The sequence below is a fragment of the uncultured Tateyamaria sp. genome (genome assembly GCF_947487805.1).
Lineage (GTDB): Bacteria > Pseudomonadota > Alphaproteobacteria > Rhodobacterales > Rhodobacteraceae > Tateyamaria.
The window spans coordinates 525,183-551,156 of record NZ_CANKXW010000002.1; the positions used below are offsets into that span (position 1 = coordinate 525,183).

At 63.1% G+C, this 25,974-nt stretch carries 24 protein-coding genes; 1 reads left to right on the plus strand and 23 read right to left on the minus strand.

The annotated features are described in order from the left end of the window. Nucleotides 1-55: 55 nt before the first annotated feature. From murF to Q0949_RS08200, 7 genes are all read right to left on the minus strand, one after another. Nucleotides 56-1,477 carry a UDP-N-acetylmuramoyl-tripeptide--D-alanyl-D-alanine ligase gene (murF, locus tag Q0949_RS08170; RefSeq protein ID WP_299370394.1) on the minus strand — a complete coding sequence of 474 codons (1,422 nt, stop codon included), beginning with the start codon at nucleotides 1,475-1,477 and terminating at the stop codon, nucleotides 56-58. Beyond that, on the minus strand, nucleotides 1,474-2,949 hold the full coding sequence (locus tag Q0949_RS08175) for a UDP-N-acetylmuramoyl-L-alanyl-D-glutamate--2,6-diaminopimelate ligase (RefSeq protein WP_299370396.1): 1,476 nt from the start codon (nucleotides 2,947-2,949) through the stop codon (nucleotides 1,474-1,476). Before Q0949_RS08175 ends, murF begins: the two co-directional genes overlap by 4 nt. 34 nt (nucleotides 2,950-2,983) lie before the next feature. Then, nucleotides 2,984-4,771 (minus strand): penicillin-binding protein 2, encoded by a 1,788-nt coding sequence (locus Q0949_RS08180; protein WP_299370398.1) that lies wholly within the window; start codon nucleotides 4,769-4,771, stop codon nucleotides 2,984-2,986. Then, entirely contained in the window at nucleotides 4,768-5,118 is a 351-nt protein-coding gene (locus Q0949_RS08185; protein ID WP_299370854.1) for a cell division protein FtsL, read from the minus strand. Before Q0949_RS08185 ends, Q0949_RS08180 begins: the two co-directional genes overlap by 4 nt. Further along, complete coding sequence (rsmH, locus tag Q0949_RS08190; RefSeq protein WP_299370400.1) at nucleotides 5,118-6,083, minus strand: 16S rRNA (cytosine(1402)-N(4))-methyltransferase RsmH; 966 nt, start codon at nucleotides 6,081-6,083, stop codon at nucleotides 5,118-5,120. The genes Q0949_RS08185 and rsmH overlap by 1 nt, the downstream gene beginning before the upstream one ends. 2 nt (nucleotides 6,084-6,085) lie before the next feature. After that, a complete protein-coding gene (gene mraZ, locus Q0949_RS08195; RefSeq protein ID WP_299370402.1) occupies nucleotides 6,086-6,577 on the minus strand; it encodes a division/cell wall cluster transcriptional repressor MraZ in 492 nt (163 codons plus the stop codon). A gap of 819 nt (nucleotides 6,578-7,396) precedes the next feature. Further along, entirely contained in the window at nucleotides 7,397-8,356 is a 960-nt protein-coding gene (locus Q0949_RS08200; RefSeq protein ID WP_299370404.1) for an Abi-alpha family protein, read from the minus strand. Between the two features lie 359 nt (nucleotides 8,357-8,715). On the opposite strand from Q0949_RS08200, the gene Q0949_RS08205 reads away from it, so the two are divergent. Further along, complete coding sequence (locus tag Q0949_RS08205) at nucleotides 8,716-9,585, plus strand: hypothetical protein (RefSeq protein ID WP_299370406.1); 870 nt, start codon at nucleotides 8,716-8,718, stop codon at nucleotides 9,583-9,585. A gap of 26 nt (nucleotides 9,586-9,611) precedes the next feature. On the opposite strand, the gene Q0949_RS08210 is transcribed toward Q0949_RS08205, so the two are convergent. The 16 genes from Q0949_RS08210 to Q0949_RS08285 form a co-directional block, all read right to left on the minus strand. Further along, a complete protein-coding gene (locus Q0949_RS08210; protein WP_299370408.1) occupies nucleotides 9,612-13,619 on the minus strand; it encodes a hypothetical protein in 4,008 nt (1,335 codons plus the stop codon). 9 nt (nucleotides 13,620-13,628) lie between these two features. After that, nucleotides 13,629-16,970: a hypothetical protein gene (locus Q0949_RS08215; RefSeq protein WP_299370410.1), complete on the minus strand. Its 3,342-nt coding sequence runs from the start codon at nucleotides 16,968-16,970 to the stop codon at nucleotides 13,629-13,631. Continuing rightward, nucleotides 16,967-17,368 (minus strand): NlpC/P60 family protein, encoded by a 402-nt coding sequence (locus Q0949_RS08220; protein WP_299370412.1) that lies wholly within the window; start codon nucleotides 17,366-17,368, stop codon nucleotides 16,967-16,969. Before Q0949_RS08220 ends, Q0949_RS08215 begins: the two co-directional genes overlap by 4 nt. Further along, complete coding sequence (locus tag Q0949_RS08225; RefSeq protein WP_299370414.1) at nucleotides 17,365-17,889, minus strand: hypothetical protein; 525 nt, start codon at nucleotides 17,887-17,889, stop codon at nucleotides 17,365-17,367. Before Q0949_RS08225 ends, Q0949_RS08220 begins: the two co-directional genes overlap by 4 nt. Continuing rightward, nucleotides 17,886-18,308, minus strand: a complete 423-nt coding sequence (locus Q0949_RS08230; RefSeq protein ID WP_299370416.1) for a hypothetical protein — start codon at nucleotides 18,306-18,308, stop codon at nucleotides 17,886-17,888. Before Q0949_RS08230 ends, Q0949_RS08225 begins: the two co-directional genes overlap by 4 nt. Then, nucleotides 18,305-20,524 carry a phage tail length tape measure family protein gene (locus Q0949_RS08235; RefSeq protein WP_299370418.1) on the minus strand — a complete coding sequence of 740 codons (2,220 nt, stop codon included), beginning with the start codon at nucleotides 20,522-20,524 and terminating at the stop codon, nucleotides 18,305-18,307. Before Q0949_RS08235 ends, Q0949_RS08230 begins: the two co-directional genes overlap by 4 nt. Nucleotide 20,525: 1 nt before the next feature. Next, nucleotides 20,526-20,759, minus strand: a complete 234-nt coding sequence (locus Q0949_RS08240; RefSeq protein ID WP_299370420.1) for a DUF1799 domain-containing protein — start codon at nucleotides 20,757-20,759, stop codon at nucleotides 20,526-20,528. 125 nt (nucleotides 20,760-20,884) lie between these two features. Further along, a complete protein-coding gene (locus Q0949_RS08245; protein ID WP_299370422.1) occupies nucleotides 20,885-21,196 on the minus strand; it encodes a hypothetical protein in 312 nt (103 codons plus the stop codon). 18 nt (nucleotides 21,197-21,214) lie between these two features. Continuing rightward, complete coding sequence (locus tag Q0949_RS08250; protein WP_299370424.1) at nucleotides 21,215-22,144, minus strand: phage tail tube protein; 930 nt, start codon at nucleotides 22,142-22,144, stop codon at nucleotides 21,215-21,217. A 3-nt stretch (nucleotides 22,145-22,147) separates the two neighbouring features. Continuing rightward, complete coding sequence (locus Q0949_RS08255; protein WP_299370426.1) at nucleotides 22,148-22,279, minus strand: hypothetical protein; 132 nt, start codon at nucleotides 22,277-22,279, stop codon at nucleotides 22,148-22,150. Then, nucleotides 22,276-22,707 carry a hypothetical protein gene (locus tag Q0949_RS08260; RefSeq protein ID WP_299370428.1) on the minus strand — a complete coding sequence of 144 codons (432 nt, stop codon included), beginning with the start codon at nucleotides 22,705-22,707 and terminating at the stop codon, nucleotides 22,276-22,278. The genes Q0949_RS08255 and Q0949_RS08260 overlap by 4 nt, the downstream gene beginning before the upstream one ends. Then, nucleotides 22,707-23,135 carry a DUF1320 domain-containing protein gene (locus Q0949_RS08265; RefSeq protein WP_299370430.1) on the minus strand — a complete coding sequence of 143 codons (429 nt, stop codon included), beginning with the start codon at nucleotides 23,133-23,135 and terminating at the stop codon, nucleotides 22,707-22,709. Before Q0949_RS08265 ends, Q0949_RS08260 begins: the two co-directional genes overlap by 1 nt. A 55-nt stretch (nucleotides 23,136-23,190) precedes the next feature. Then, entirely contained in the window at nucleotides 23,191-23,517 is a 327-nt protein-coding gene (locus Q0949_RS08270) for a hypothetical protein (RefSeq protein WP_299370432.1), read from the minus strand. 12 nt (nucleotides 23,518-23,529) lie between these two features. Beyond that, a complete protein-coding gene (locus tag Q0949_RS08275) occupies nucleotides 23,530-24,510 on the minus strand; it encodes a capsid protein (protein ID WP_299370434.1) in 981 nt (326 codons plus the stop codon). A gap of 20 nt (nucleotides 24,511-24,530) precedes the next feature. After that, on the minus strand, nucleotides 24,531-24,911 hold the full coding sequence (locus Q0949_RS08280) for a capsid cement protein (protein ID WP_299370436.1): 381 nt from the start codon (nucleotides 24,909-24,911) through the stop codon (nucleotides 24,531-24,533). After that, nucleotides 24,908-25,966, minus strand: a complete 1,059-nt coding sequence (locus tag Q0949_RS08285; protein WP_299370438.1) for a phage protease — start codon at nucleotides 25,964-25,966, stop codon at nucleotides 24,908-24,910. Before Q0949_RS08285 ends, Q0949_RS08280 begins: the two co-directional genes overlap by 4 nt. Nucleotides 25,967-25,974 lie beyond the last annotated feature (8 nt).

The window sequence follows — 25,974 nt, forward strand, 5'->3', positions numbered from 1 at the left end:
GCTGCCTGTCCCTACTCATTATCTTGTGGGCCTGTCTTTTTGTAGATGTTGGCCGTTATCCCACCGGATGGCCCATTTTACGGATGGCGTCAACGATTTGGGCAAGGCGCATGCTGAGCGATCCCTTGGCCAGAACCACGTCGCCGCTGTCCAGACTGCGCCGTACGGTGGCGGCCATCTCTTCTGCGGTTTCGGTCCATGCGCCACGTTTTTCGGCCGGCAGGGCCTCGTGCAGATGCTGCATCAGGGGGCCGACACAGTGGATTCTGTCGATCGCTGCGACCGCGCCCAGGGCGGCGATGTCGGCGTGCATCTGCGGGCCTTCGGGGCCCAGTTCCTTCATGTCGCCGACAAAGGCGATGCGGCGACCCTTGCTGACGCGCCCGATGTCGTTGGTGACCTGTGCCGCGGCCAGAACCTCGAGCGCGGCGGCCATGGAAGTCGGATTGGCGTTGTAGCTGTCGTCGATCAATTCGAGCGTCAGATGCGTTTCGACCGGATCGAGCACGATGGCCTCGCGGGCGCCGCGGCCCTCGTAGGGGGACCAGCGGCCAAGCGATTGCGCCGCCAGCGCCAGATCCGCGCCCAGCGCCTCTGCGGCGGCAAGCGCGCCCAGCCCGTTCATGGCATAGTGTTTGCCCACTGCGCCGATCTTGAACAGCAGTGGTGCCTCGTGGGCAGTGGCCTGCACCACGGTGGTGTCGCGTTGCAGATCGACCGCGTTCAGGACGAAATCGAACCCGTGTTCGCCAAAGCCGATGTCGCGCCGCTTGGCGTCATGCGCCTTGGCCTGAAGGATCGCCGCGGTGGAGCAGTCATTGTTGAGAATGGCCGTACCACCATATTCCAGACCGTCGATGATCGACGCCTTTTCCAGCGCGATGCCTTCGATGTTCTCGAATGCCTCGAGATGCGCAGGTGCGACGGTGGTGATCATCGCCACGTGAGGGCGCGCCATGCGGGCGAGTGGCGCAATCTCTCCGGGGTGGTTCATGCCGATCTCGATCACCGCGAATTCGGTGTCCTTTGGCATCCGCGCCAGAGTCAGCGGCACGCCCCAGTGATTGTTGTAGCTGGCCACGCTGGCATGGGTCCGACCCTGATCGCCCAATATCGCGCGCAGCATTTCCTTGGTCGAGGTCTTGCCGACGCTGCCGGTGATGGCAACGACGCGGGCCTCTGTGCGGGCGCGCGCAGCGGTGCCCAGCGCCTCGAGCGCGGTCAAAACGTCCTCGACAATCAGTAGCGGTGCATCCTTGGCCACGCCGTCGGGCACATGTGTCACCAACGCGGCGGCGGCCCCCTTTTCCAGCGCTTGGGCCACGAATTCGTGGCCGTCGCGCGCGGCCTTGAGGGCGACAAACAGATCGCCGGGTTGCAGCGTGCGCGTATCAATCGACACGCCCGTGGCGGTCCAGTCCGTGGTTGCGGTGCCTGCCGTAGCCGATGCGGCGTCGGTCGAAGTCCAAAGCGTCATGTCAGTCGTCCCTCCAATGCGGCCACCGCCACGCTGGCCTGTTCCACATCGTCAAAAGGCAGAACGTCATCGCCCACGGTCTGGCCGCTTTCGTGCCCCTTGCCTGCGATCAACAGCGCATCGCCGGGTTCCAGCGTGTCGACGGCGCGCAGGATCGCCTCGGCCCTGTCGCCGACCTCGGTTGCGTCGGGGCATCCGGCCATCACGGCGGCGCGGATGGCCGCAGGGTCCTCGGACCGGGGGTTGTCGTCGGTGACAAAGACCACATCGGCATGTTGCGCCGCCGCCGCTCCCATCAGCGGGCGTTTGCCTGCATCCCGGTCGCCACCTGCCCCGACAATCGCCACCAGCTTGCCCATCACATGCGGGCGCATGGCGCGCAGGGCGGTCGCCACCGCGTCGGGCGTATGGGCATAATCCACGAACACGGTGGCCCCATTGGCACGGGTCGCCGCCAGTTGCATCCGCCCACGCACGGTGCCCAGATGCGGCAACGTCTCAAACACGCGTGCGGGCTCTGCCCCGCTGGCGATGACCAGCCCACAGGCCAGCATGACGTTGTCGGCCTGAAACCCGCCAATCAGCGGCAGGCGCGCGGCATAGGCCTTGCCCCCAAATTCGAAGCGCACGTCCTGGCCGGTCGCATCAAAGCGTTGCGCCGAAAGGACAAGGTCGCCGCCATCCCGCCCGACGCAAAGCACATCATTGCCCCGCGCACGCGCAATGGCGGCCATGTCCACGCCGCGCGCATCGTCCATGTTGATCACCGCCACCCCGTCCTCGGGCAGGACGCGGGCAAATAGGCCGGCCTTGGCGTCGAAATAGGCCTCGAACGTTTCGTGGTAGTCGAGGTGGTCCTGCGTGAAATTGGTGAACCCGGCTGCGGTCAGGGTGACCCCGTCAAGACGTCGCTGGTCGAGCCCGTGGGACGATGCCTCCATCGCGGCGTGGGTGATGCCTGCCCCGGCCGCGGCGGCCAGCGTGCGATGCAGGGTGATCGGCTCGGGCGTGGTGTGGGCCAGCGGCGCGGTCCAGGCGCCTTCGACCCCGGTGGTACCGAGGTTGACAGCGGCAAGGCCCATCTCGATCCAGATCTGCCGGACAAAGGTGCTGACGGAGGTTTTGCCATTGGTGCCGGTGACGGCCACGACCGTGTCGGGCTGCGCGCCGAACCACAGCGCCGCGGTCCGGCTGAGCGCCTCGCGGGGGGCGTCGGTGATGACGACGGCCACATCGGCCAGATGATCCGCCGCCAGTGCCGCCCCTGCGGCATCGGTCAGGACCGCGACAGCGCCCATGCGGACGGCGTATTGGATGAACTCGGCCCCGTGCACGCGGTTGCCGGGCATGGCGGCAAAGAGAAACCCGTCGCGCACCTCGCGACTGTCGACGGCGATGCCTGTGATCTCGGGGTTGCGCCCGCCCTGGGCGGTCAGCCCCAGCGAAGAAAGGTAACGTGCCTGCTCACCCATTGTCTGGCCTTTTGGCTCGGGTGCGCGCCGCACCTCAGTTGCTGCTGGTGAGCGTTATATCAGCCAATGTGGCGGGTTCAACGGTCGGACGCAGACCCAAAAGCGGTGCGATCCGTCCGATCATTTCGGCGGCCACAGGCACGGCTGTCCAGCCCGCGGTGCGGCGGGGTTTGTCGCCGGACGTCTCGACCGGTTCGTCCAGCGTCACGACCAGCACGTATTTCGGGTCATGGGCGGGGAACATCGTGGCGAACGTGGCGATGACCTTGTCATCGTAATACCCGCCGCGCGGCTTGGGTTTGTCTGCCGTGCCGGTCTTGCCACCCACGGCGTATCCCGGCACTTCGCCCATGCTGGCGGTGCCGGACGTCACGACCTTGCGCAGCATGGCGCGGGCGGCACGGGCGGCACCTTCGCTCATCACGCGGTCGCCCGTTTGGGTGCCGGTCTGTTTCAGGATCGTCGGCCGCACGGCCAGCCCGCCATTGGCAATGGCCGCATAGCCCGCCGCAAGGTGCATGGGCGACGATGACAGCCCGTGCCCATAGCTGACCGTGACCGCGCTCAGGTCGGTCCAGCGTTTGGGCAGGAGCGGCTTGCCGGTGCGGGCCTCGACGATCTCGAACGGGGTTGCCTCGAAAAAGCCCAGCCGTTTGAGAAAGTCCTGCTGCCGCTCCACCCCGATTTGCAGGGCCATGCGCCCGGTGCCCCGGTTCGAGGATTTGACGATGATATCGGCCACGCTCAGCTTGCCGTAGTTCTTGTTCTGGAACTCGCCGATCTTGAACCCGCCGACCTTCATGGGCCCGGACGTGTCGATAATGGTCGAGGGCGACACCAGCCCCAGATCCACCGCCTGTGCCGCTGTAAAGATCTTGAAGGCCGAGCCAAGCTCGTACACGCCCTGCACGGACCGGTTAAAGAGCGGGCTGTCGCTTTGATCGCCTTCGGTGGCGGGACGCGGGCGGTTGTTGGGGTCAAAGCTGGGCAGGGACACGACCGAGATCACCTCGCCCGTGTGCACATCCATCAGGACAGAGGTGGCCCCCTTGGCATTGAGCAGCCGCATGCCGCCGTAAAGCACCCGCTCGGCGGCGGCCTGCACGGTCAGGTCCAGCGACAGTTGCAGCGGTTTCTGGCCGTTGGCCGGATCGCGCAGATAGTCGTCAAACTGTTTCTCGACGCCCGCGACGCCGATCACTTCGGCGGCACTGACGCCTTCCTTGCCGAAACTGGCCCCGCCCATCACATGGGCCGCGAGCGCACCATTGGGATAGAGCCGCATGTCGCGCGGGCCGAACAACAGGCCCGGATCGCCGATCTCGTGCACGGCCTGCATCTGTTCGGGGCTGATCGTCTTTTTGATCCAGATGAATTTGCGCTTGCCGGTGAAATCCTCGAGCAGCTCGTCTTCCTTGAGATCCGGGAAGACGGCGGCGAGACCCTTGGCCGCGGCGGCCGGATCCACCATGTGCGGCGGCTGGGCATAAAGCGCGTGGGTTTCGAAATTGGTGGCCAGAAGGTGCCCGTTGCGGTCCACGATGTCCGCGCGTGCGGCAGAGATCGCGGCGCCCTTGGCGCTGGCGCGCGGCTCCACCGGATCGGAGGTCGCCAACGCCCCCATGCGCAAGGCCACGGTCACAAAGGCGCACAGAAAGAACAACCCCAGCACCAGCAACCGCCCCTCGGCGCGCTGGCGCATCCGGTCCCGCATTTCGTCGTGACGGGCGCGCAGGTTCTCACGCTCGATCGCATCGGGGTTTTCGCCCGCGGCACGGGCGGGCAGGATGCGGGCCAGAGGGCGCAGCGGGGTCCGGGTCATTCGCCTGCCTCCAGCGTGCCGCGCACCTCGATGGCATCGTCAAAGATCACGATACCGGGTGGTGCGGGATAGGCCACCTCGTCCACATGGCCGAACTGGTCGGGACGGAAGGGCAAGAGGCCCAGCCGGTCAAAGTTGATATCCGCAAGATCGCGCAGCCTGTCTGGACGGTTGAGATAGGCCCATTCCGCCTTGAGCACGGCCAGGCGGGCGTGGGCGGTGCGGATGTCGCGGTGCAGTTGATCGGTGCGCGCCAGCGACTCTTGCGTCGCGTAATTCTCGCGGTAGGCCCAGAAAGCGAGGCCGATCACGGCCAGGGTGGTCAGAATGTACAAAACGGTACGCATCATGCGGCCCCCTTGATCTGTGGCATCCCAATGCTCTTGGCGTCGATCTCGCCGCTGGGCGCATCCGTGCGAATGGCCACGCGCAGCTTGGCGGACCGGCTGCGCGGGTTGGTGGCCAGCTCGTTCGCATCCGGGCCGATGGCCTTGCGGCTTTTGACGGTGAACTGCGCCGGGGCCTGCGTTGTTTCCGGCGCATAACGGTTGGCGTTGGCCTGTTTGCCCGCACGCGCGGTGAGGAACCGTTTGACCATCCGGTCCTCGACCGAATGAAAGGTCACAACAGCCAGATGCCCGCCGGGTTTCAACGCGCGCTCGGCGGCCATAAGTCCCTGATAGAGCTCGCCATATTCGTCATTGACCGCGATGCGCAGCGCTTGAAAACTGCGCGTCGCCGGGTGCGATTGGCCCGGCTTGGCGCGCGGCAGGCACTTTTCGACAATCGTGGCCAGTTCCAGTGTGGTCGTGATGGGGCGCGCGGCGATGATGGCGCGGGCAATGCGCCGGCTCGCCCGTTCTTCACCATAGTGATAAAGAATGTCTGCCAACACGGCCTCGTCCGCAGTGTTGACCAGATCGGCCGCCGAGGGGCCGTCCTGGCTCATCCGCATGTCGAGGGGGCCGTCCTTCATAAAGGAAAACCCGCGTTCCGCCTGATCCAGCTGCATCGAACTGACGCCAAGGTCGAGGACAACGCCGTCGAGGTCCTGCGCATAACTGTCCATCTTCGAAAACACGCCTGCCTGCATCACCAACCGGTCGCCGTAGTCGCCCGCCCAAGGCGCGGCCATGTCAAAGGCCAGCGGATCACGGTCCACCGCAACCACACGCGCGGCCCCTGCCTTGAGCAGCGCGCGGGTATAGCCGCCCGCCCCGAATGTGCCATCCAGCCACGTGCCGCCAATTGGTGCGCACTGCGTCAGGATCGCGTCGATCAGTACCGGAATATGTGGCCCCCCAGCCCCCATGATCAGCCCATATCCCCGTCGAGGTAGACTGATGGATCGACGTCCGGGTCAAACCCGTCATCGTCGAGGGCGGCAATGCTGGCGTCATAAGTCTCGGGCTGCCAGATCTCGAACGTGTCGCCGGACGAGACGAAACGCGCCATGCCATCAAGGCCGATCTTTTCGCGCAGTTTCGCAGGCAAAACGATACGGCCCGTATCGTCCACAACCGTCTCGATGGACTGCGCGCTATAGAGCCGCTCCATCGCCTTCCGCTTGGCCGAACCGCGCGGGTGTTTGGAGATCTTTTCGTCCACCTCGTCCATGGCTTCGATCGTGAAACCTTCGAGGTAGTCGCGCGTGGCACCGCCGTAGACGATGATGATGCGGGGCGGCAGGCCGTCCGTCCAGTCGGGATCACAGGCCTCGATCACACGACGAAACGAGGCCGGGATAGACACCCGCCCCTTTGCGTCCACCTTGTGGTCGCTTTCGCCTCTGAACCTGCGTGCCACTGTCTTGGCCCGTCCCTTTGTCCTTGCGCCTGCCTGCGCCTTGCGTCCGCGTGCGCCCCCGCGCTTGAATTCACTGCCCCCGGAAATGGAAACGGCGGGTTGATCTGCTGCCACTGATCAACCCGCCGCCCTCGTCCCGCCTTGCGGGATGTCCAGCTGCGCGCGCCACCTGGGGGGATGTCTGCTCGCTCGCGCGCCGGATCTCTGGTCTGATGAAAGCGAGGTGCCTGTATGAAACCTGCTAGAGTTTTGTTGTTTGCTTGGGGTCGTTTGCTGCCCCGTGCTCGTTCTCATCCGATGTCATTAGGTATGACGTGGGAAAACATGGGACGCAATGGTTTTTTGAGGGTTAATGCGAATGCAGAGCAGTCAGAGTTACGCCGAAATAAGTTAATCCGCGCGAATTTTCAGAAGTTTTGAGCGCATCATGTCCCAAGATTTCGCCAAGACACAATATGTAGTGGCCACCAAGTCAAAGCGTAGAGCGCCCATAAAATCCCAAAAAACTCGCCACCATCGACGATTTGGCTATAATGTTTTTGCTTTGTTCTCAAGCCGAATTTTAAAACTCTGCCAATTTGATTCGAATCAATGCGCTTTTCGGGCCTCTGCCCCATGGTTTCCCATGCCCGTTCCCATTTTTTCCCATGCCCCCTTGCATCACGCGCTCCGGCAGGCCACGTTGTAGCGGGACGCTAAAAACTGCAGTAAGAAACATCATAAGTTGCAGCAGGAAGCTTTGAAAGTTTGCGGCTCTGCGATCCCACCCGACGTGTCCGGGCAGAACGTGGCGCGTTGTCGATAGAACTTCGAAGCAGTTCAGTCGCCGACAGACCAATCAACGTCGAAACAGGCGCCAGCAACTTCCAAACCCCAATCCGTAACTGGGTAGGTCATCGTAGACCAAAGATAGCCCACAGGGTTGGGGCCGATGTGGTTCTGCACAACCGCATATTTTAGTGCTGTGTGATCGAGATCGTAAACACCGGCAGCGGAGGCCTTGGAGCGCTTGAGGTGTTTGCTCAGGTCGAACGTCGAAGGACGGAACTCGCCAGAAACTTCATCTACCCGCTCGGTGCGATCGACTTCAGTTCCATTCGCTAGATCTTCAGAAATCAGCCCAAGTCTAAGCGATTTCTCAACTGGACCGGATAGGGCCAGGGACTCTGGATACTCGGCGCGCAGCTCTTGGAGCCGCCGTAAAGCACGAAACAGCTCGATCTCGTCCACCACATTAATTCCTGGCTTATTTGGAGCTATCCAATCGAGCAAACCAACGTCGTTCTGACTTATCAAACGGCGCGTACGACGAAGGATCGCCGCAGACTTCAGCGTCATTTCAAAAACCATCGCATCGTCTCCGGTCATTATTTTTAGGAGTGAGACGATCTCCGGATTCAGTTGTTCAGATTGGCTTGGATCCATGCGGCTAGCCAATAGTTGAGACCACATCTGTCGAAGAGTAGTGTCTTCCGCCTCAGCCATCCCAGAAAAAAGCAGGTAAATTTCACCATCTGGCAGCGCGCGAGCACTCTTCAGGTCGATGCCTTTTTCCTGGAGAAATTTGGCCGTTTTCTCGCATGTTGAAATCAAGTTCCGGGTACGCCATTGGCGCATCCGATCCCCAACCAGCCCGCCAAAAAATGACGAACCTAAGTCTGCGAGCCCAGTTCCACTCCGCCCCAAAATCGTGCGGATGACATCTGCGACGGCCTGATCGACAGCTTCACCTGGAACGGACATGCGGCCTTCGCTGCCATTGCTCTTTCTGTCTGCCATCGCAAGATAACCTGAGCCTAAGTTGAGTTCCCTTCCCTACTAAGCGGAAAGTTAGGCCTGTCCAACTGCTATTCCGCCGCTCACGCAGTATGCGCTCTTTGCATCTAAGTTTAAGCCCCTGCTCTTTGCTGAAGCGCGCTGCAACTGTTGGTCATAGAGCTCTCGCACGATCCAACCTTTCCGCACTCCGACACCAATCTTAACCTCACCTTCGACTGCCTCCTGCATTTTGGGCGCAGTCGTGCAATGTGGACAAACCCTAGCAGCATCTCGAGGTGTAGGCGCATGTCCGTCTCTTTCGGCGCTTCAAAAAATAGCTACAGTGCGGCTGTCCACGACAGCTACCGGATCGAGTACAAATGACACCTGAAGCACAGCGCCAAAATCAAATCTTAGCAGCTTTCGAAAGCCCGCGTGTGTGCCTAATGGAAGCCAAGGACGCTCTCAAGGAATTTGACACCCTTTTGTCTGATTGGAACCCGGACAGCACTTTCGAAATCCTTGAACAGGAGCACAACACGCCCAATCAAAAGAGAGTCCTGCTCAGACCATTGAAATTCCCGGAGCGGCTGAACGGCAAGGCATCCTCGGTCATTAAATGGTTGCGAGATGCTTTGGATCAGGCGGTTTGGACTGCTACATCTATCATTGAACATCACCCGAGCGATTGGGATGCTCGAAGAACAAATTTCCCCTCGGCGAAATCGGAGGATCATTTTGACGGGCTCTTCGAGAAACGTGGACCTTGTGGTGATCTTTCCAAGTCTTTGATGCCGCTGTTGCGTTCCTTTGAACCTTGGCCCGGAAAGCTCAGCCATCCAGGCGAGAAGGTGTGGCCAGCAGGTCCCAACCGGGTCGTCGGCAACGATATGCTGAAGAACCTCTTGGACTCCTCAAATGTTGCAAAGCATCGACACTTACTCGCCGCAAGCCCGATAATCACCGAAATGACGATTGAGGAATTCACGTTCAGCGAGGTGGTTTATGCTTCTGTTCCGCCCCGACGCATTGTCGGAACAGATGATCACTTGATTGCAATCGTACCGAATGACGCCACGTATGTTTTCGCTTCAAAGATCGAGTTCGAAACCGTACTGCATAACAGCGTTAGTTCACGCCCAAATGCTACAGCCACACAGGAACTGAGCCAAATGCTGTCAATATGTAGCGAAATCGTTCGGGACATCTCGCAGCAGACCATCATTGAAGAATACAAAGCACATCGTTGAAGCTGACAAAAGACGAAAACCGACCTTCAAACCACCGGGTTCGGATCGGTGATCCTGAACAACGGGATCGCGTAGAGCACGCCGTTCCAGCGCAGCTCGGCCAGCAGGTCCGCACTTGGCAGGATGATTGACCCGGTCCCCGTCAGGTTGGTCCCGTCGCTTTGGTCACGTAGCCCGTTGATGCCATCCCGTGGACCCATCGCCAGCTCCCCCTCCTGGCGGGCTTGGGCATTGTAGCCCATGGACAACACACCATCCAAAGTGCCGTCGGAAACATCAGACATCGCGCCCAGGAAAGTGCTGTACCGGCTGGTCGTGACAGTGCGCCCTGCCCCCCAGCCGACGCCGGTCGTGCGGATCGCCGCGTCCAAGGCGTCCGCCAGTGCGAAACCGCCGATGCCTGTGATCCGGCTGTCCGCGGCGAAACCGTGCGCGCGGCCCGCATTGAACCCCATGAACACGTGCGACAGCGGCGCGCTGTCGTTCACCTTGCCGTTCACGCCGTCCAGCATCTGGGTGCCGTCGAACGACACGAACGTGTTCACGCCTTCGAGGTACAGCCCCCATTCCTGCCCGCTGTCGGTCTTGGGACGTGTGAGGATGGTCGCCTCGTTGTTGTCCCAGATCGTCTCGACGCAGTCGCGCAGGTGGTAGGCCGCCGCCGGGGTATTGTCGCCAGCATCGAACACCCGGTTCAAACCCAGCATCAACCGTTCGCAATTGTCGGCCCACAGCGCCCGCTGACCGGGCCGGTTGAACAGATTGGCATGCAGGCTGACATAGGCCGCCTGGGACAGGATCACTGCATCCGCCAAGGGCGCATCGAACACGTTCCGCGCGATCTCGATCAGCTGAGGCCGCAACAGGTCGTTGACCGTGCTGCCCAGCCGCGTCGGCTGCACAACGATGCTCGATGCCGGATAGTCACCGGCCACGGCCTTGCCCTCGCCACCACTGAACGTATTGCCTGTCGCGATCACGCGCGACTTGAAGGCGACGTCGCCGTCATCGAGGTCCGGATCCCCGGCTTGAAGTCGCAGCCCCCGTTCGGTGTTCGGCCCGGCGATGGACACGTTCGAGCTCCAGGAGGCGTTCGCCGAGATGTTGCGGTGCCAATAGTTGATCGTGCAGTTCTCGGCGGTGTTCAGATAGAACAGTGCGTCGCGGCTTTCGCCCGTGAACATGATGCCCGATTTATAGCCCGCGCACTGGTTGCTGAAAGCGATGATCTTCTCGCACTGCTCGAACTGGATGAAGTTCCGCTGCAAGGAGCCTTGCATCCCCCAGTTGCCCGAAAACGTCACGAAATCCGCATGGGCCGCACCAAAGCAGTTGCCCGGCTCTGTGGAATAGTCGAGGCAACCGGTGACCGCAAAGTTCACATTGGGATTGTCCTCCGGTGCGATGCCGAAAGTCGGGGAATAGATGCACGCGTTGGCCTGGGCAAAGTGGAGCTGGCAATCCGCGCCGATCAGATCCTCGACACCGCAGTCCGTGGTGCCAAGCGCGAGGATGGATGTCGCGATGTTGTTCTCATGGTCCTGGAACGAGGTGACCAGCTGGCCGAGCACTTTGTCGCTCTTGAGGCCCTCGGTGAGCTCAATCTCGACCTCCCAGACACCGTTGACCTGCTGCGCCACGGCGTCTTCGGCCAGCGTGTAGATCTCGGAATAGTCGACGGCCTTCACGTAGTTGCTGTCGGTGTGGAAGGCGAACTGATAGCCCTTGAGCAGCGTGTTGGCGCTGGAGGTGAGCTGGGCCGCGCGCAGCACGAGGCGGTTTTCACCTTCGTTATAGGCCTGCTTCAGCACCATCCGGTTGCGCGGCTGCTTGACAAAGAACGTCTGCTCAGCCTCCACCGCAACGCCCAAAGGCGCGTCCAGATCAAAGGCACCAGCCCCTGCGGCCAGGGTCACATCCTGCTGGATGATACGGCGGTAGAGGACGCCCGCCACGCGCCATTCCAGCGCGTCACCGGCCAGAACAAAGCCCTCGCCCAACCCCTCGAGCGGCACGGTTTGGGCGGTCGCGGGCAATGCCGCGGTGATGTCGCCCGCAGTGCTGCCGGAGCTGATACCGCCAGAGGTGAAGAAGCTGTTATAGGCACCCGCCTCGGGCCGGTTGCCATGATAGGTCATGTTGCGCAGCCACGCATTGTGAACGCCAGGCTGGAAATACACACCGGGCCGCGCATTCGGTCCCTGCTTCAGGACCGCGGACTTGTCCGCACCAATCAGTTCAAACCCTGACACGGGCATCAGGGTCTCATCAAAGGTGTAGCTTTCCCGGCTGCGCAACATCACCTGCGCCATACCGGACGCCAGCGCAGCCTTCACCGCTGCTGTTCCGTGTTGAAGGTCGGTGAGGTCTTTGCCCTGGCCAAAGTGGTCGACATAGACCGGCGTCATCGGAGCCGCACCCGGCAGTCCCGGCACGGTCGTGTTCTGACGCTGGACCGTGAACTTCAGGCCCATGACCTCGAAGGGACGGCCGTCATCCGGATTGCTGTTGGTGATCCATTCAAGGGCCTTTTCAAAGCTCGTAAAACCACCTGCATCAGGCCCGACAGCTTTCAACGCGCCACGCGCGATTGGCAGCGCTTCGCACCGCCGGACACACAAGCCGGGGTTCGCTCCAAAGCTGCGCACAGCGGGGGCGTAATACCGCGCAGCGCCCGGCAGGATCACGTTGACGGAGGGAAAGGCCGCACGTGATACCTGTGCATACCAGCTGCCCGTCCGACCCACATCGTCCAGGTCATCGAAGCTATGCACCTCGATAAACCCGTCCGCTCCGGCCAGCTGGGTGCCGTCGGATCCAAAGCAGACCACACCGAACGTGACGCCGTCGCCAGCGGGATCGCTGATCTCGACGGTGCGCTGCACTTCGAACGCCACCTGGTCCACCGCGTCGATCCCGATCGGGATCAGGCTGTCCAGCGCCACGACGGCCTCTCCCACGATCCCGATGCCCTTGCCTGCCGCAGACGCAACCACGTCTGCCGCACTGTATTGTGTGCCCCCTGGTGCCAGCTGATCGCGGAACCGCGTGGGCTGCTGCCCGGGATCGGGCCGCGCGCCAAGCGCATTCTCATCGGCAATCGCGTGCACCTGTTCGTCAAACCCGGCAATCTCAGATGCAGATCCCGGACCTGTAGAAAGGCGCTGCCAGTTACCTGCAAACGTGTCGGTGGCCGGGGTCGCGATGATGGCGACCAGCATATCGCCCGCAGCAAAGGCCTGTCCGTCCACCGACCCCGACGCCGCCACATAGAACACGGCACCTTGCGCCGCATTGGCCGGGAACGCCCCTGATGCCGGATCCCACTGGCCCGCCTGCATCAGTGTGCTGGCCAGCTTGGCCTGATCGTCCGGCGTCATCCATTTGCGCGCCGCTGTCTCGGACACATCATCCGCGTTCGGCGATGCAATCAAGCGCGCCCAGTTGGCCTCAAACGTGTCTGTGGCGGGTGTTGCGACAAGCGCCAGCACAATGTCACCCGCACGGAACCCGACGCCGTCCACTGAACCGGCATCCGTGGCGGTGTACATCGCGCCCGAGCGCGCATTTGCCGGAAAGGCACCGGACGCAGGGCTCCAGGTCCCGGCCTGAGTGGCGGCGGCACCAAGGATCGCCTCGTCGTCCGGCGTCATCCATTTGCGGTTTGCCGTCTCGGCGACGTCGTCGGCAGAAGGTGCGCTGACCAGCTGCGACCAGTTGCCTGCAAACGTGTCGGTGGCGGGCGTGGCCACCAGGGCGATGAGGAGGTCACCGGCGGCAAACTGGACGCCGTCCACCGTGCCGCCTGTTGTCGTCACATACGCATCCCCGACCTCCGCGCCGGACGGAAACGCACCTGCGGAGGCGTCGAACGCACCCGCACCCGCCACATAGCCCTGCAGCGCGGATTGGGAGACCACCTGTGCGATGAGATCTGACGCGGATTGCCGTACGAGACTGCCGTCCCGATGGCCCATCACATCGTCAAGAAGAGCGGCTTGCGGCAAGCCGTCGGTGGTCATGTTTCCTGCCATGTCGATCCCTCAGTAAATCAGGGTCGAAAATGGTCCTTCCAGCGTGCCCAAAACGCCCGAAACGTTGCGCGGCGCGACGTAGTAATCCTGCATCCCCAACGGGGCACTCAGCGTGGTCTGCTCAACGACAAATATGTCGTCGACACTGCCGTCGAAATCCGCCGTCTTCGTGATCCGGAAATCGGTGTTTCCGGTCTGGGCGATGATGGTCAGACTGTGCGTGCCGTTGGCATCCACATCCTGACCGGCGATGGTGGTGCCCCCGAACAGTTTGGGGATCAGGCGTCCTGCCGTCAGGCCGGACACGGTCAGGGTGATGCGATAGGTCTTGCCAGCGGTCAGGGGTGCGGCATGGTCGAGGTTGCTGGCGGTGCCTGCCGTAGCACTCGCCGCGCCGCTTGCGATCGACCAACCAGCGCCCGTGCTCCAGCCACCGGCCCCGTCCGCAAAATTACCGTTGTCGAGGATATTGGTGCGGGTCAGATCGCCGTCGGTGATGACCACCGATTGCCCCGGTGTGACCGTTGTGTCCCTACCCGTCTGATCCGTGTCGGGATCAGGCGTGTCGCCTGCCGCGACCCGGAACAGTGCCACGCTGTCGATGCTGTCGTCAGCGGGCACGGCGACGGTGACCACCGCGGCACCGGGCTGGTTGGTGACAAGGATGGTCGACGGGTCGAGGTCACCGGCCAGCGCGGTGTCGCCCAGACCCACGATGTGCGACACGCGTGCGCCGGTCGTCTCGATCCCGCCTTCGGAGATGGCATAAACCTCGATCTCGATCTCGTCGCCGAGGCTGTAGCCGCTCAGCTCGCCGCCGCCCGACGCCGGTTCGATCGGCGAGTTCACGAAGCTGGTTGTACTGGCGAGACGGTGGCGCACGCCGAGCATGGTCTCACCCAGGGTGGGCCCGCCTTCGGCCACCTCCACCAGCACCGTGTCGACGGTTCCAGGCGTGCCGCTGTCGGGGAAGTCCAGCCAGTTCGAAAAGACGCTCACAATGCGCGGAACTGGCGGTGCCTGATCGGCCATGGTGATCGGAACGCCCACATCGTAAATCCACTCGGGCGGCACGTCCGCGTCTGTTTGCGTGTCGATCTCCGGCGCATCGGCAACCAGCGTGTATCGCGCGCCAAAGTCCTCCAGCGCCTCGATGCCGAAGACGCGCATCATGCGGGTCTCGGACCCGAGCACGCCGATGATCACGTGATCACCTGGGCGTGGCCGGGCGGATGGATTGCTCAGCCCGACCAAAAGGGCTCCGGCGCTCGGCGGTACCAGTTCCTCGACCACGGACAGACCCACCGTGTCGCTTTCATTCTCGAACACCCGGAACCGCATTCCATAGGTCACGCCCTCTTCAAAAATGGGCTGGCTCTGCAGCGCAACGAGGTCACCGACCACGTCCTCCACACGCGTGACGTGGGTGGCCGTGCTCAGGCTCCGGATCGGCACAGCGGCCTTGTCGCCCCGTTCGGCGAGGCGGACCGGGCCGGTTTGGTTGACGAAATACCGGGACGCGCGCGCGTCCTCTTCGTACTGGGCGCGCCGCCCTTCGGTCCAGATCTCGTCGGGGTGCGTCTTGCCGGGCAGGAGCAACTCCTCGGTGATCCGGATGTCACCGGTGTGACCCGGCCATGGGATGATACGTTCGGCGGGCCGGTATTCGTTGGTCTCATCGAGAAACGGCACACGAAACGCGTCTGGCCTGCGCACAAAGCTGCGCGACCAGGCAATACCGCCCCCGTTGACCGCGCTCAGCTCGAAGTCGACGGCGCGTGGGCGATCAATGAACACGGTCCACTTGCGACCGTCATGGCGCGGCATGGCCCGCCCGGCGCGCGCGCATGCCCTGAGGAGGTTCCCGAACTTCTCCAGTTCGGTATGCGCCCTGTTGTATTCAAAACCACGCGCGACACAGAAGTCGTGCCAGTCCTGCATCGCCTCCCAGTCGATCTCGCTGTCGCTCACCGGGTACGGGTTCAATTCACCCTTCAACAGGTCGACAAAGGCCGCCGCTGGATTGCGTGTGAGGCCCACCGCCCAATCCGTTCCGTTCCAGTCCTCGGCATAGCGTTCGACCAGCGCGTTCACGCCGTCCAGAGGGCCGTTGAGCTGTGCCGTGGCCTTCACGCGGATCGACAGCAGGGTCAGGGGCTTGCCGAGGTTGATCGGGTATTCGGGACGCAGCGACTGGATCGCCGCGATATAGCTGCGATCAGCGACGCGCAACGTTAGGCTTTCCGGCGTGAGCCGTGTCACGCGCACCTCGTATCGGTCGCGCGTCGGCAGTTCCCACAGATAGGCCCGATATTGCGGATCCCGGCTGCGCCCAAGGATGTTGCGCTCAAAGACCACGGTCCAGTCGGTATCGCCCACAAGGCGGTGCTCGATGCGGATGCCTGTTTCCTGCCCCGACAGGCTTTCGTCATCGAGAACGCGGTAAAGCCCTTGGGGCCAGCTCCAGATGATCCGGACCCATTTGGTCCGTGGCGCGGTGATGAAGACCGACGGTGTCTCTTCAGCGGCGGCCCCGGCGATCACGGCTCCCAGATCATCGCGGGGAAAAGGCCGGATCATCTCCACGCCTTGCGCGCTGGTCAACACCTGGCTGGAATAGAGTGTCACGGGATCGTCGGTGGGCCAGCCTTCGCGCACCTCAAAATCCACCTCATCGAAATCCGTCAACGGACGGTCACCGATCCGGATATCCGACACCTTCAACGGGCCGTGGCCAAAGGTGAAGAGCGACCGGTAATACTGCTGATTGCTGACGGTTTCGACATAGCTTTGCGCCGCCAGGTACGGGGCCATGCGGATCCGCCCGCAAACATAAGGCACCGCTTCGCCGGGGCGCGCCTCGTTCTGCCATCCCGAGATCGCATAGCCGGGCAGCGCCGCGGTCTGGGTGCGCACAGGCGGGCGTTCGGGCGGGATCAGCGCATTGACGAGGGATGTGCCGAGCAACTGCAGCCCGAAGCCAACGAGGGACGTTCCCAATGGGCCAGCAATACCAAGCGCACCAGCGATAGGCCCCGCCCATGCCACCGCCGCAACTGCCACCAACGCCAGCAAGACACCCCGTACAAGGTCGCGGCCCGGCACCATAAGGATCAGCACCTGCGCCCCTGGTCGCGGGCGCACAAACCGCCATTGCGCCGCTGGAATGGACGTCTCGCCGCCTGCGCCGCGCACGATCACGCGGACCTGATCGTACTCCTCTGCCGCCATGCCGGGGAGCGCCTGACGGACAATCTCCAGAAGTGTCAGACCGGCCTCAACCTCGAGGGTCGCAGGCCCATCGGGCGCGGCCAAAGCATGGCCTGTCGCCACGGGGATCAGTTGGGTCATGGGGCCTCCACATGGCGGTAGTGGCCCAGCAACCGGCACCGCCATACCGGATCCGAATACAGGGTCAGACGCACAGACCCGCCGGTGACATGGAGAAAGTGCTGCGCGTCGACCGTCACGCCCACATGGCTGGCATAGCGCCCGGTCCGAAACAGCGGCACCGTGAACCACCCTGGCCCCGGCACTTCGATCCAGTCGTGACGACGCACGTCCGAAGACAGCAGCGCGTCCAACTCCCCCAGCGCATTGGTCGATCGGTAATCGTCGGAATGGCAGGGCAGATCGATCCCAAGCTCGTTGGCGTGCACCAGCCACACGAGGCCCCAGCAATCGAGCCCGCGCCGGTCTCGCCCGTGGGCCTTTTCGGGGATGCCGATATAGTCGTCTGACCAGCTCACGATATCAGCCCCGGAAAGCGCTCTCGCGTGAACCGCTCATAGGGTGCCAGTTCGTCTTCGATCGCGTGGCGCGAAAAGGAGATGGAGATCTCGCCCTCATCCGCTTCGACACTGGTGCAGTCCAGCCCGAAATACTCGATCTCAGGCACGTCCGGTGAGCTTGCCATGACCACCGCCATGTTGAGCTGCGCCGGTGTGGTGATCGCCTCCAGCGCCTCGGCAAGGCGGCTGTCCGTGTTGTAGATGATCAGGCGGGTCTGCGCCGGTGTATTGTCCTCTTCGCCCGGCAGTTCCGCATTCACGATGACGAACAGAAACGGCTCCGCCACGGTGTCCGCACCATTCCATTCCGACCGGGTGCCATAGGCCAACGGGTCTGCCGAGATCCGTTCGGTGGGATCCGTCGAGATGCGCACCGGCGCATCGAGGTCCGGGTGCGAAATCTCGAACAGAACGATCTCCACATCCTCCGAGTGTTCTGCATCCACATGGGTCCGAGCATTGAGCGACAGCACCTTCATGGCAGCTTCCAGACCGAAAAGGTGACCGTGATGGTCTGGCCGCGCAACGTCTCGCGGGGCATGTCATCTCCGATCAGGCACAGCATCTGCGCCGCGGCACACAAGGGTTTGCCGTCGGGCCGCAGGATCGACACGCCCTGGGGTGTATCCAGTGGCCAGCCATCCGACAGCGTGTCCGGCATCCAGAACGGCAAAGTGCCATCCGCCAGCAAGCCTTCGAAAAACGCATCGAATATCTGCTTGCCGTGCCGATCGAGGACAACGGTCAAATTCTCCTGCGTTGCACCCTGGCTTGTGCGCCGTCTGTACGCGGGCAAGCCGGTATCATTGCTCAGGCGACGCCGGTTGTCCTGGCGCTGCGCCTGGAACTGTGCCCTCGCCGGGGGCGGCAAGCTGTCCGGCCACACAGGCAGTGTCATCGCAGTGCTCCTCTCCGGGTCAGCCCATACCCGTCAGACAGAAAACGTTGCGCCTGGCCATCGCGAGCCGCCATCCCGTTGGCCACGGCTTCGGACAGGACAAGGCGTTGCAGACGCTGTCCGTCCGGTTGGCGTTCCTCCTGCATGCGCGCCCCCAGCGGCACGCCAGCGGGCGGCTCGACGATCAGCGTCGTCGACCCCCACCCCATTGTCGATGATCCGCCCAGGCTCCCGCCATTGGCAAGGCCCGGCAGCGGTGCGCCCGCGTTGATCGCCTCGAGCAAACCGCGATGACGCGCGGTTGCCGCCGCGTTGATCGCCATTTCGCCCGGTGACATCAGGACCAGCTGTCGATCATCGCGCGACCCGCCGTCGCCAAAGATCATGCCCCCGTCCTTGCGGCCCGGCAGGCGCGCTGCGGCACCCGGAAAGATCGCACCAAAAAGCGCACCGGCCAAACCACCAATCCCGGAGCTGCCGCCGCCGGAGTTGCCCCACATCAGCGAGGCCAGCGGGCCTTCGCCCAGCAGGATCGCCTCCCAGGCGACACGCTGCAGCGTGTCGCCAAGGCGTTCCCAGGCCTGTGCCGCCGCATCGCCGCCCTTGGTCAGGTCCGGGACTACATCCAGAAGCGTGTCGGACAGCAGATCGTACTTGTCCTTGGCATCCTCGACAGCCCGCGTTTCGGACTGCCGCAACAGGATCAGCTCCTCGATCTCCGCGCGTTCGGCAGCACTGGCGTTTTTGAGCGCATCGCGGTTGCGCAGCATCTCTTTCTGGACCGGATCGGTTTCGCGCAGGATGGACAGCTCGTCCTTGTACCGCGCGATCAGCTCGGCCACCTCGTCGCGCTCGGCACGGGCCGCACGCGCACCACTGCCGCTGCGGCCAGCGCGGCGCGTCCTTGCCGTGGTCAGACGCCGGAAATTGTCAACCGCGGCCCGCTGGCCAGCCCGGCCAGCCGCGTTTTGCAAGACGGCCTGCCCCATGACCGCATCTTCGTCCTGCATCTGCGGCGTCGCATTGGCGAGCTCAAGCGCGGTGGACAGGGCGATACCAAGGGCGTTGGCCAGACGTTCCGCTTCGGTTGCGCCTGCCCGAATGGAGGACGCAACGTCGACCTGCGACAGGGCCAGACCTTCCTCGAAGGCAAGTCGCAATTCATCCTTGAGCTGCTCCGACACATCCAGTGTCTCCAGCATCTCCTCGAAGGCGCGCCGCTCCGCATCGGCGCGGGCATTGGCATACTCGATACTGTTTTCGCCATGGCTCAGCGCGACCTCGCGCAGGGCGTTTTCCTCGCGCAGTGTGTCCAGCAACCCAAGGGCCTCGTCCTGCGCGGCCTGGCGCGCGACGGAGGTTTCGATCAGGGCGGACAAACCATCCCGGAGGCTGTCTGTCACGCGGTCCTGGACGGCCTCAAGGTCGGAATTCAGGGCTACCGCTTCGTCAAGCGCAACCAGCATCTCCTTCAGGGAGGCCAGCTCAGCTTCAGCATCACGCAGATTGTTTTGAACACCACGTTGTACCAGATCTCGCGCGCCTTGGACGCGCCTCATGGCATCCTGCGCGCTCGCTACAACCTTTTCCTGCGCCTCGATCGCCCTGAGAAGATCAAACCGTTCCTCGGATCCCGCGCCGGACAACATTACGGCGTTGCTGCGTTGGAGGTTCGCCAGCTTTTCTTCGACGGCACCAATCGCTTCGACCAGGCCGCCAGCTTCCTCCGAGGATCTGGTCAGCCATTGGACCAGCGCCGCACCTGCGGCAATGCCACCGATCGTCACCAGGTTGATAGGCGACAACAGGCTCATGAACGCCGTGCCCAACGCGCGCACCGCCTGGCCTGCCCCCATCGGCCCCAGAACCTGCGTGATCTGCGTACCTTGCTGCAGGGCCAACTGCAGCGGGTTCTGGCCTGCGGCCATCATCACACCGACATCGTTGAACTGGGCGGTCAGGTTGCCAACCGACCCCGCGGCCAGCACATGGGTTTGATTGACACCCCGCGCCGCCGCAGCGGTGGCATTCAGCGCCGCGCGGGCCTGCGTGGCGTCCGTCGCCAGCGCATCAAGGGATGCCCCAGCCGCGCGACCCTCGCTTTGGACACGGTCAAGACCGCCCGAGAGCCCGTCCACGGCCCCCTTTGTTTCCCGGATCGCCGCCTGTGCCTGTCTGCCGTCCGCCGTGATCCGCGCATGGTATTGAAGTGTCATTTCAATCCTCGTTCAAACCACGCTTTGCGCCCTGTTCGATGATGCGGATCTGATCCCAAAGATGCGGCGTGACCGCGATGCCGGCCATGCGCAATTCCGCCTCGGCCTGGACCACGTCGAGCCCCAGAAACACGGTCTGCGCATTGGGGCGCGGATTGATCCGCCACAGATCGCTGATCCGCAGAAAGGCCTCGACCGCCGCGACGTGTTCCGGCCACAGACCATCCTCGGGCATCGCGGTGTCCGGCGTGAGGAGATCTGGCGGAATGCCCCAAAACTCCGCGTCTGCCTGCAATTCGGACCGGACCGATCGCGCATCGGCAAAGAGTGTGCCATTGGCCCACGCGCGCCCGGCCCATTTCAGTTTCCCGAAGCGCCCTGGATCCGGCCCACACGGAACCCGACCAGCATGGCCGCGCGCAGATCAGCTGTCTTGAGGAACGGCTCCTTCAGCACCTCAAAGGCGATCGGCTCCTGCATCTCGTTCACCACGTCGCCGAGATCGACCAGGACCGCGCCCAAAAGCGCCTTGACACCGTCCTCGGGATTTGGGGTGTCCATCAAGTCATCGATCTCGTCATCCGGCAGCAGCTTGAATGTCGCGTCAAACGTCTGACCGTCGGCGGCGGTGCAGGTGGTGGTGAATTGGCGGTTGTTGCTCATGACAAACACGTGGGGGGTCTCCTTGGATCAGGTGAAGGTGAGGGTCCATTGGTCGTTGCCGGTAACCGGCAATGGCCGCAGGTTGAGAGGCCATTCCATGATGCCTTGCGCCTCGGTCGGTGCACCGGGGCGCATGACCTGGGCGGCGGGCACGGCAAATGCGACGCGCCGCCCGTCTGCGGTTCCGTGGTTCAACGCCAGCGCAACAGTTTCCTGATCGCGTGCCAGGGCGAATGGGTCCAAGGTGGACAGTGCATCCGCTTCGATCTGCGTGGTGACGCTGTCAGACCGGTCGACAATCACGATCTCGTCCTTGCCAACGAGGAACCGGCCCTCGACTTCATTGCCCATGGCCAACGTGAACGAACGCATTTCATGCGGCGTGCCATTGATCGTGAAGGTTGGCGTGTTCGCTTTGGACGCGACCTGCGGTTTCTGCAGCCCCGACAGGTTTGGCGTGACCGCGACCTGATCGGTCGGCTTGGTCCAGAGGCCCGTAACCGTGCATTCCAGCATCGGAATGCCGGACGCGTTCACCACCACATTTGCGTCACCGCGTGCACCGACCAGGGCAAACAGGATGCCATCGATGTTGAGGTGGTAGGTCGCGCTGTCGAACCCACCCGAGATCGGATTGTATTGCACCGAGGTGTTCGCGGTGATGGTTTCGGCCAGCCCCAGCGACCGCAACACCGGCGCAAATTGCGGTGCGGTACCGGCAACACCCGACCCGACCAGTTCGACTGTGAAGGTCATGACCATGTGCAGATCTGCCGGGATCGTGCCAGACGCGCCCAGCCAGGGCGTGTCGTGGCCCCGATCGACGTCCTGCCCCTCCATGGGCCGGATGCCCACGTTGATGCAGTGCAGCGCGTTGCCAGCACCCGGCCCGGCATCGACACCATAGGTGTCCTCCAGGGCCGCAACCAAAACCTTCTTTCGCCAGTATAGCTGCATGGCTTAACTTTCCTTCTTCTTGGCGGGAGGCTTGGCCCCTGCCTTGGGCGGTTTCGTGGGCGCTTTGGTTTGTTTCAGAGCGCCACTGCTGGTGGCGGTGTAGGAGCCGCCCGTCTGCGGCAGTGCTTTGGTCATGATGCGAACCTCAGTTGGTCGTTGATGCGGAATGTCGTCATGAACGCGACAAATCCGGTGCCGTTGTCGAAAGGGCGTTCCTGCGCCAACTCAAAGACACCCAGCTCGTCATCGGGTGCCCAGCCGCAAAACGCCGCGTGAATGGCATCGAGCGTCTCTTCGATCCCTTCCAGGGCCTTTTCGCCCGTTCCGTCATTGGCACGGACAAGCGTGACAACGGCGATCTGACGGGTCACGGGTTGGCGGAAAAAGCCGGTGGCGAGGTTGGCAGGCTGGCCCGACACGCCTTGCGGCAGGACGAAGAATTCAACGCCTCCGGACATCGTGGAGACGCCCGAGCGCAGGCGCTGGAAATCGGCAAGCAGGCCCGTGCGCCCGTCCGCTTGCGGCAGTTGATCCTCCAGACGGTCGCGGCAGGCCTGAAGCATCACACGAACCCCTTCATGTTCTGCGCGGTAAACGGGCGTTCACGGTCCGTAACCTGCGCGCCCCCGCTGTCGGTTTGCGCAGGCGTTGCCCCTTCTGCGTCCAGGGCGATAACGCCAGAGGCGATCTCGCGCAGTTGGCGCAGGGCAGCCTCATATTCCGCCGTGATCTTGGGGTTCGGCTCGTAGACGTGAAGGGTGTAGATGGTGATCTGCCGCGCCAGCGTGGCGATGAGTGCCGGCACGGGTGTCAGCGGCAGAACATACCGGCGCTTGACGTAGCCATCGATGGTCGCCTGTGCCTCAAGGATCGCCCGATCAACCACGTCTGCGTCAATCTGGCCCGTGGCCACCTCCCCCCGGTCGGTCAGACCAACCAGAAAGTCGGCGCCGTAGCGCTCACTGAGTTCTGAGAGGGTGGTATAGCTCATGGAAGGCTCCTGGGGATTGCGCCCCCGATGCTCTGACCGGAGACGCCATTATTGTTCAGCCCGCCAGCCGGACCGCCTTGATCCGCTCGAGCTCGCGGAATTCATCGCGCGTCAAACGCATTGGCATGTCCGCCTTGTAGCGTTTGCCATTGTGGCGGATGGTCTCCAGCGCAATGGCCTCGATGACGGGTTGGGAGGTGACGGCACCGCCACCTCCCGCCGCCGCGCCAGCCGCGCCATCGCCCCCCACCGTCGATGCCTCGGCCTCGGCCACTTTGCGCTCGAGCGTGTCGTCGCGCATATTGCCCGGCTTGATGCCCACAGCCTCCGCGCGCTTCTCCAGCGCGATCCGCGCATCCGATTTTTTGGTCGTTTCGCCCATGACGCCCTCCGCTTATTGTGCCGCGAAGGCGTTCTGGATGAAGTATCCGGCGTCCTTTGCGACAACCAGTTCACGCACCCGCTCACCGGTCCGGATCCGGACACCACCCTCGAGGCCCACATCTTCGTCGATGATGCGCCCGGCAATTTTCGCGCCCAGCTCGGCGGTATAGCCAAACGTCACCATACCGGGCTGTGTTGTGGCCTGACGGTTCTGGTGGATCAGCGCGATGTGGTTGCCCCAGGCACGCTGCAGGGACGGATCCTGACCCGGTTTGGCCGAGTTGTAATAGGCCTCCCCGATCTGGATGTTTTGCAGACCTTCACCCGCGAACAGATCCAGAAACTGCTCCGGCGTGATGATGCCGTCAGTCGTGCCACCGCCGCGAACGGCGTTGACCAGCTTGGGATGCTTGGACAGCTTGGACCAGCCGTAGCGGCTGATGACCATCATGTTCGGGCGGTAGATCAGCGTGCCGTTCATGGCGTCGCCGATCACATTGATCGGATCGGAGTTGACGTAATCGGTCAGCTGATCCCCACCGGCCAGCACCTCGCGCCGGGTGGCGTCGTAGGTGTCGGGGTTGTGGATGATATTGGCCACGCGCACTTCGCGGATGTTGCCAATCGTCTCCTGCAGCATTTCCACCGCATGGGTTTCGGGGTTGTGCATCGACAGCTTGGCGGCACGCTGGCGTTCGGCTTCGGAAATATCCGAATGCGGGATCGGGCTTTCGAGGCCCCAATCCTTGACCGAGCTTTCCTTCTCCTCGCTGGAGAATTCCATCTGCCGCACGCGGCCACGACGGCCAACCTCGGCCTCGGGCACCTGAAAGGCCTCGGCCAGGGGATACTCGTGCCACTTGAAGGTCTCGGACCCGACAGGCACGCGCGGCATGACCTCGTCCGCGATGCGGTTGGCCGCGCCGTTCTTGTAGGCGATGGCCACAGCGCTCAACGTTGCATCCACGTTGAAGGGGCGTTTGTAAGACATGTTCAATGGTCCTTTTCAGATCAGGCCTGGTGCAGGATGCCCGGCGCAAAGAAGAAATCGACGACGTCATCCGCTATACCGGGCTCGTCCGCGTAGCCGACGATGCGCACCGTGGTGCCAGCCGCCGCGACGGCAGCAATCGCCTTGCCGTCTGCATCCGATGTCAGCGGGTCGCCCGCGTTCACCGCACCGCCAAGCTGGACAGACAGCAGACCGCCGCGATGCACATCGAGCATTTGCCCGGCATCTGCCCCAAGGCGGTCGGACACCCCCAGCACCGGATCGGTGTTTGCCGCTGCCGTCTGCACGGTCGTGTCGTTTGCGGCATCCGCAAAAGCCACGATGCGATACCCGGCAACAGCTGCCAGCGCGGTGTAGGATTTGATGAATGTCGGGATCATGTCTTGCCCTCCATGACAGCCTGGACAGCCATCGCGGTGGTGATCACCACGCCATCTGCCGCCTGTTTGGTTTGGTGTGCGACCGCCAGATTGGCGATCTCGGTTGCCGTCAGCGCGCTGACGCCTTCACCTGCTTGAGGCGGGGCGGCGGTCAGGCCGGTTTCGCCAAGCTGGGGCAGTTTCGCCACCAAGCTTTCCGCGCGCTCCGGGTTTTCCATGTGCAGCGCGACCCACGTCTCGCGATCCGCAGCGACGGGACGCTTGTCCGCGATGGCACCGTCGACAAAGGCCTCGGCATCACGCTTCTTGTTGCCCTCCTCCAGTGCTTTGACCTGGGCGGTCAACGCGACCACGGTTTCCGTGGTGCCGTCGGCACCGGCCTTCAGCGCCTTGGCCGTGGCGACCAGTTCGGTGGCACTGGCGTCGTCGCCGAGATCCAGTGCACCGCGCAGATCGGTCAACGCCGTCATCGCGGCCTCACCGTCCGAGGGCGCATCCTTCATCTTCATGATTGCCGCCATGACGTCCTCTTCGGACGCCGTGTCGGACAGGCCGAGTGCTACGGCCAGCTTTTGCAGGAATTCCATCCCGTACTCCGCTTGTGTGGTGAGCGCCGAAAGCTGGCGCAGGGCTGGATTGTTGGTCAGAGCGACCGATGCAATCCGGGTGACTTTGCCCGCCTTCGTGTGGCGAAGGATGGGCGACACGCCCCAAAAGGCGCGATCCGCCATGAGGGCGCGACCTGCGGTGGTCCAATCGACCTTGCCCCAGATCCCGTCCTCGCGTTCGGTCAATTCGATGATGTAGCCATAGGCGCGCCGGTCCGCGACGTCCGGCTTGATGGACGAATGATCCACATCGATGAAGATCGGCTCACCGGAAGTCAGGCTCGTCGAGATCACCGCATCAGCGTCGTCGTAGAAGAACGGGCCGCGCCCATCGGTGGCCATGGACTGACCAACTGGCAAAAGGCGCAACCATTCCGGCGCGTCACCGTCGGTGGCTTTGGGCGCTTCGAGAACGGCAAGCGCAGTGGTCAGAGTGGGCGATGTCATGATGAGGT

What these genes read in the sequence shown, in the direction of transcription:
- Q0949_RS08205 (WP_299370406.1), top strand. Translation starts at nt 8,716, where the DNA reads ATGACACCTGAAGCACAGCGCCAAAATCAAATCTTAGCAGCTTTCGAA.
- Q0949_RS08255 (WP_299370426.1), bottom strand. Translation starts at nt 22,279, where the DNA reads ATGACCAAAGCACTGCCGCAGACGGGCGGCTCCTACACCGCCACCAGC.
- Q0949_RS08200 (WP_299370404.1), bottom strand. Translation starts at nt 8,356, where the DNA reads ATGGCAGACAGAAAGAGCAATGGCAGCGAAGGCCGCATGTCCGTTCCA.
- Q0949_RS08240 (WP_299370420.1), bottom strand. Translation starts at nt 20,759, where the DNA reads ATGCCCGAGGATGGTCTGTGGCCGGAACACGTCGCGGCGGTCGAGGCC.
- Q0949_RS08210 (WP_299370408.1), bottom strand. Translation starts at nt 13,619, where the DNA reads ATGGCAGGAAACATGACCACCGACGGCTTGCCGCAAGCCGCTCTTCTT.
- Q0949_RS08230 (WP_299370416.1), bottom strand. Translation starts at nt 18,308, where the DNA reads ATGACACTGCCTGTGTGGCCGGACAGCTTGCCGCCCCCGGCGAGGGCA.
- Q0949_RS08180 (WP_299370398.1), bottom strand. Translation starts at nt 4,771, where the DNA reads ATGACCCGGACCCCGCTGCGCCCTCTGGCCCGCATCCTGCCCGCCCGT.
- murF (WP_299370394.1), bottom strand. Translation starts at nt 1,477, where the DNA reads ATGACGCTTTGGACTTCGACCGACGCCGCATCGGCTACGGCAGGCACC.
- Q0949_RS08275 (WP_299370434.1), bottom strand. Translation starts at nt 24,510, where the DNA reads ATGTCTTACAAACGCCCCTTCAACGTGGATGCAACGTTGAGCGCTGTG.
- Q0949_RS08185 (WP_299370854.1), bottom strand. Translation starts at nt 5,118, where the DNA reads ATGCGTACCGTTTTGTACATTCTGACCACCCTGGCCGTGATCGGCCTC.
- Q0949_RS08285 (WP_299370438.1), bottom strand. Translation starts at nt 25,966, where the DNA reads ATGACATCGCCCACTCTGACCACTGCGCTTGCCGTTCTCGAAGCGCCC.
- Q0949_RS08215 (WP_299370410.1), bottom strand. Translation starts at nt 16,970, where the DNA reads ATGACCCAACTGATCCCCGTGGCGACAGGCCATGCTTTGGCCGCGCCC.
- Q0949_RS08260 (WP_299370428.1), bottom strand. Translation starts at nt 22,707, where the DNA reads ATGCTTCAGGCCTGCCGCGACCGTCTGGAGGATCAACTGCCGCAAGCG.
- Q0949_RS08250 (WP_299370424.1), bottom strand. Translation starts at nt 22,144, where the DNA reads ATGCAGCTATACTGGCGAAAGAAGGTTTTGGTTGCGGCCCTGGAGGAC.
- Q0949_RS08280 (WP_299370436.1), bottom strand. Translation starts at nt 24,911, where the DNA reads ATGATCCCGACATTCATCAAATCCTACACCGCGCTGGCAGCTGTTGCC.
- Q0949_RS08235 (WP_299370418.1), bottom strand. Translation starts at nt 20,524, where the DNA reads ATGACACTTCAATACCATGCGCGGATCACGGCGGACGGCAGACAGGCA.
- Q0949_RS08265 (WP_299370430.1), bottom strand. Translation starts at nt 23,135, where the DNA reads ATGAGCTATACCACCCTCTCAGAACTCAGTGAGCGCTACGGCGCCGAC.
- rsmH (WP_299370400.1), bottom strand. Translation starts at nt 6,083, where the DNA reads ATGGGGGCTGGGGGGCCACATATTCCGGTACTGATCGACGCGATCCTG.
- Q0949_RS08270 (WP_299370432.1), bottom strand. Translation starts at nt 23,517, where the DNA reads ATGGGCGAAACGACCAAAAAATCGGATGCGCGGATCGCGCTGGAGAAG.
- Q0949_RS08175 (WP_299370396.1), bottom strand. Translation starts at nt 2,949, where the DNA reads ATGGGTGAGCAGGCACGTTACCTTTCTTCGCTGGGGCTGACCGCCCAG.
- Q0949_RS08225 (WP_299370414.1), bottom strand. Translation starts at nt 17,889, where the DNA reads ATGAAGGTGCTGTCGCTCAATGCTCGGACCCATGTGGATGCAGAACAC.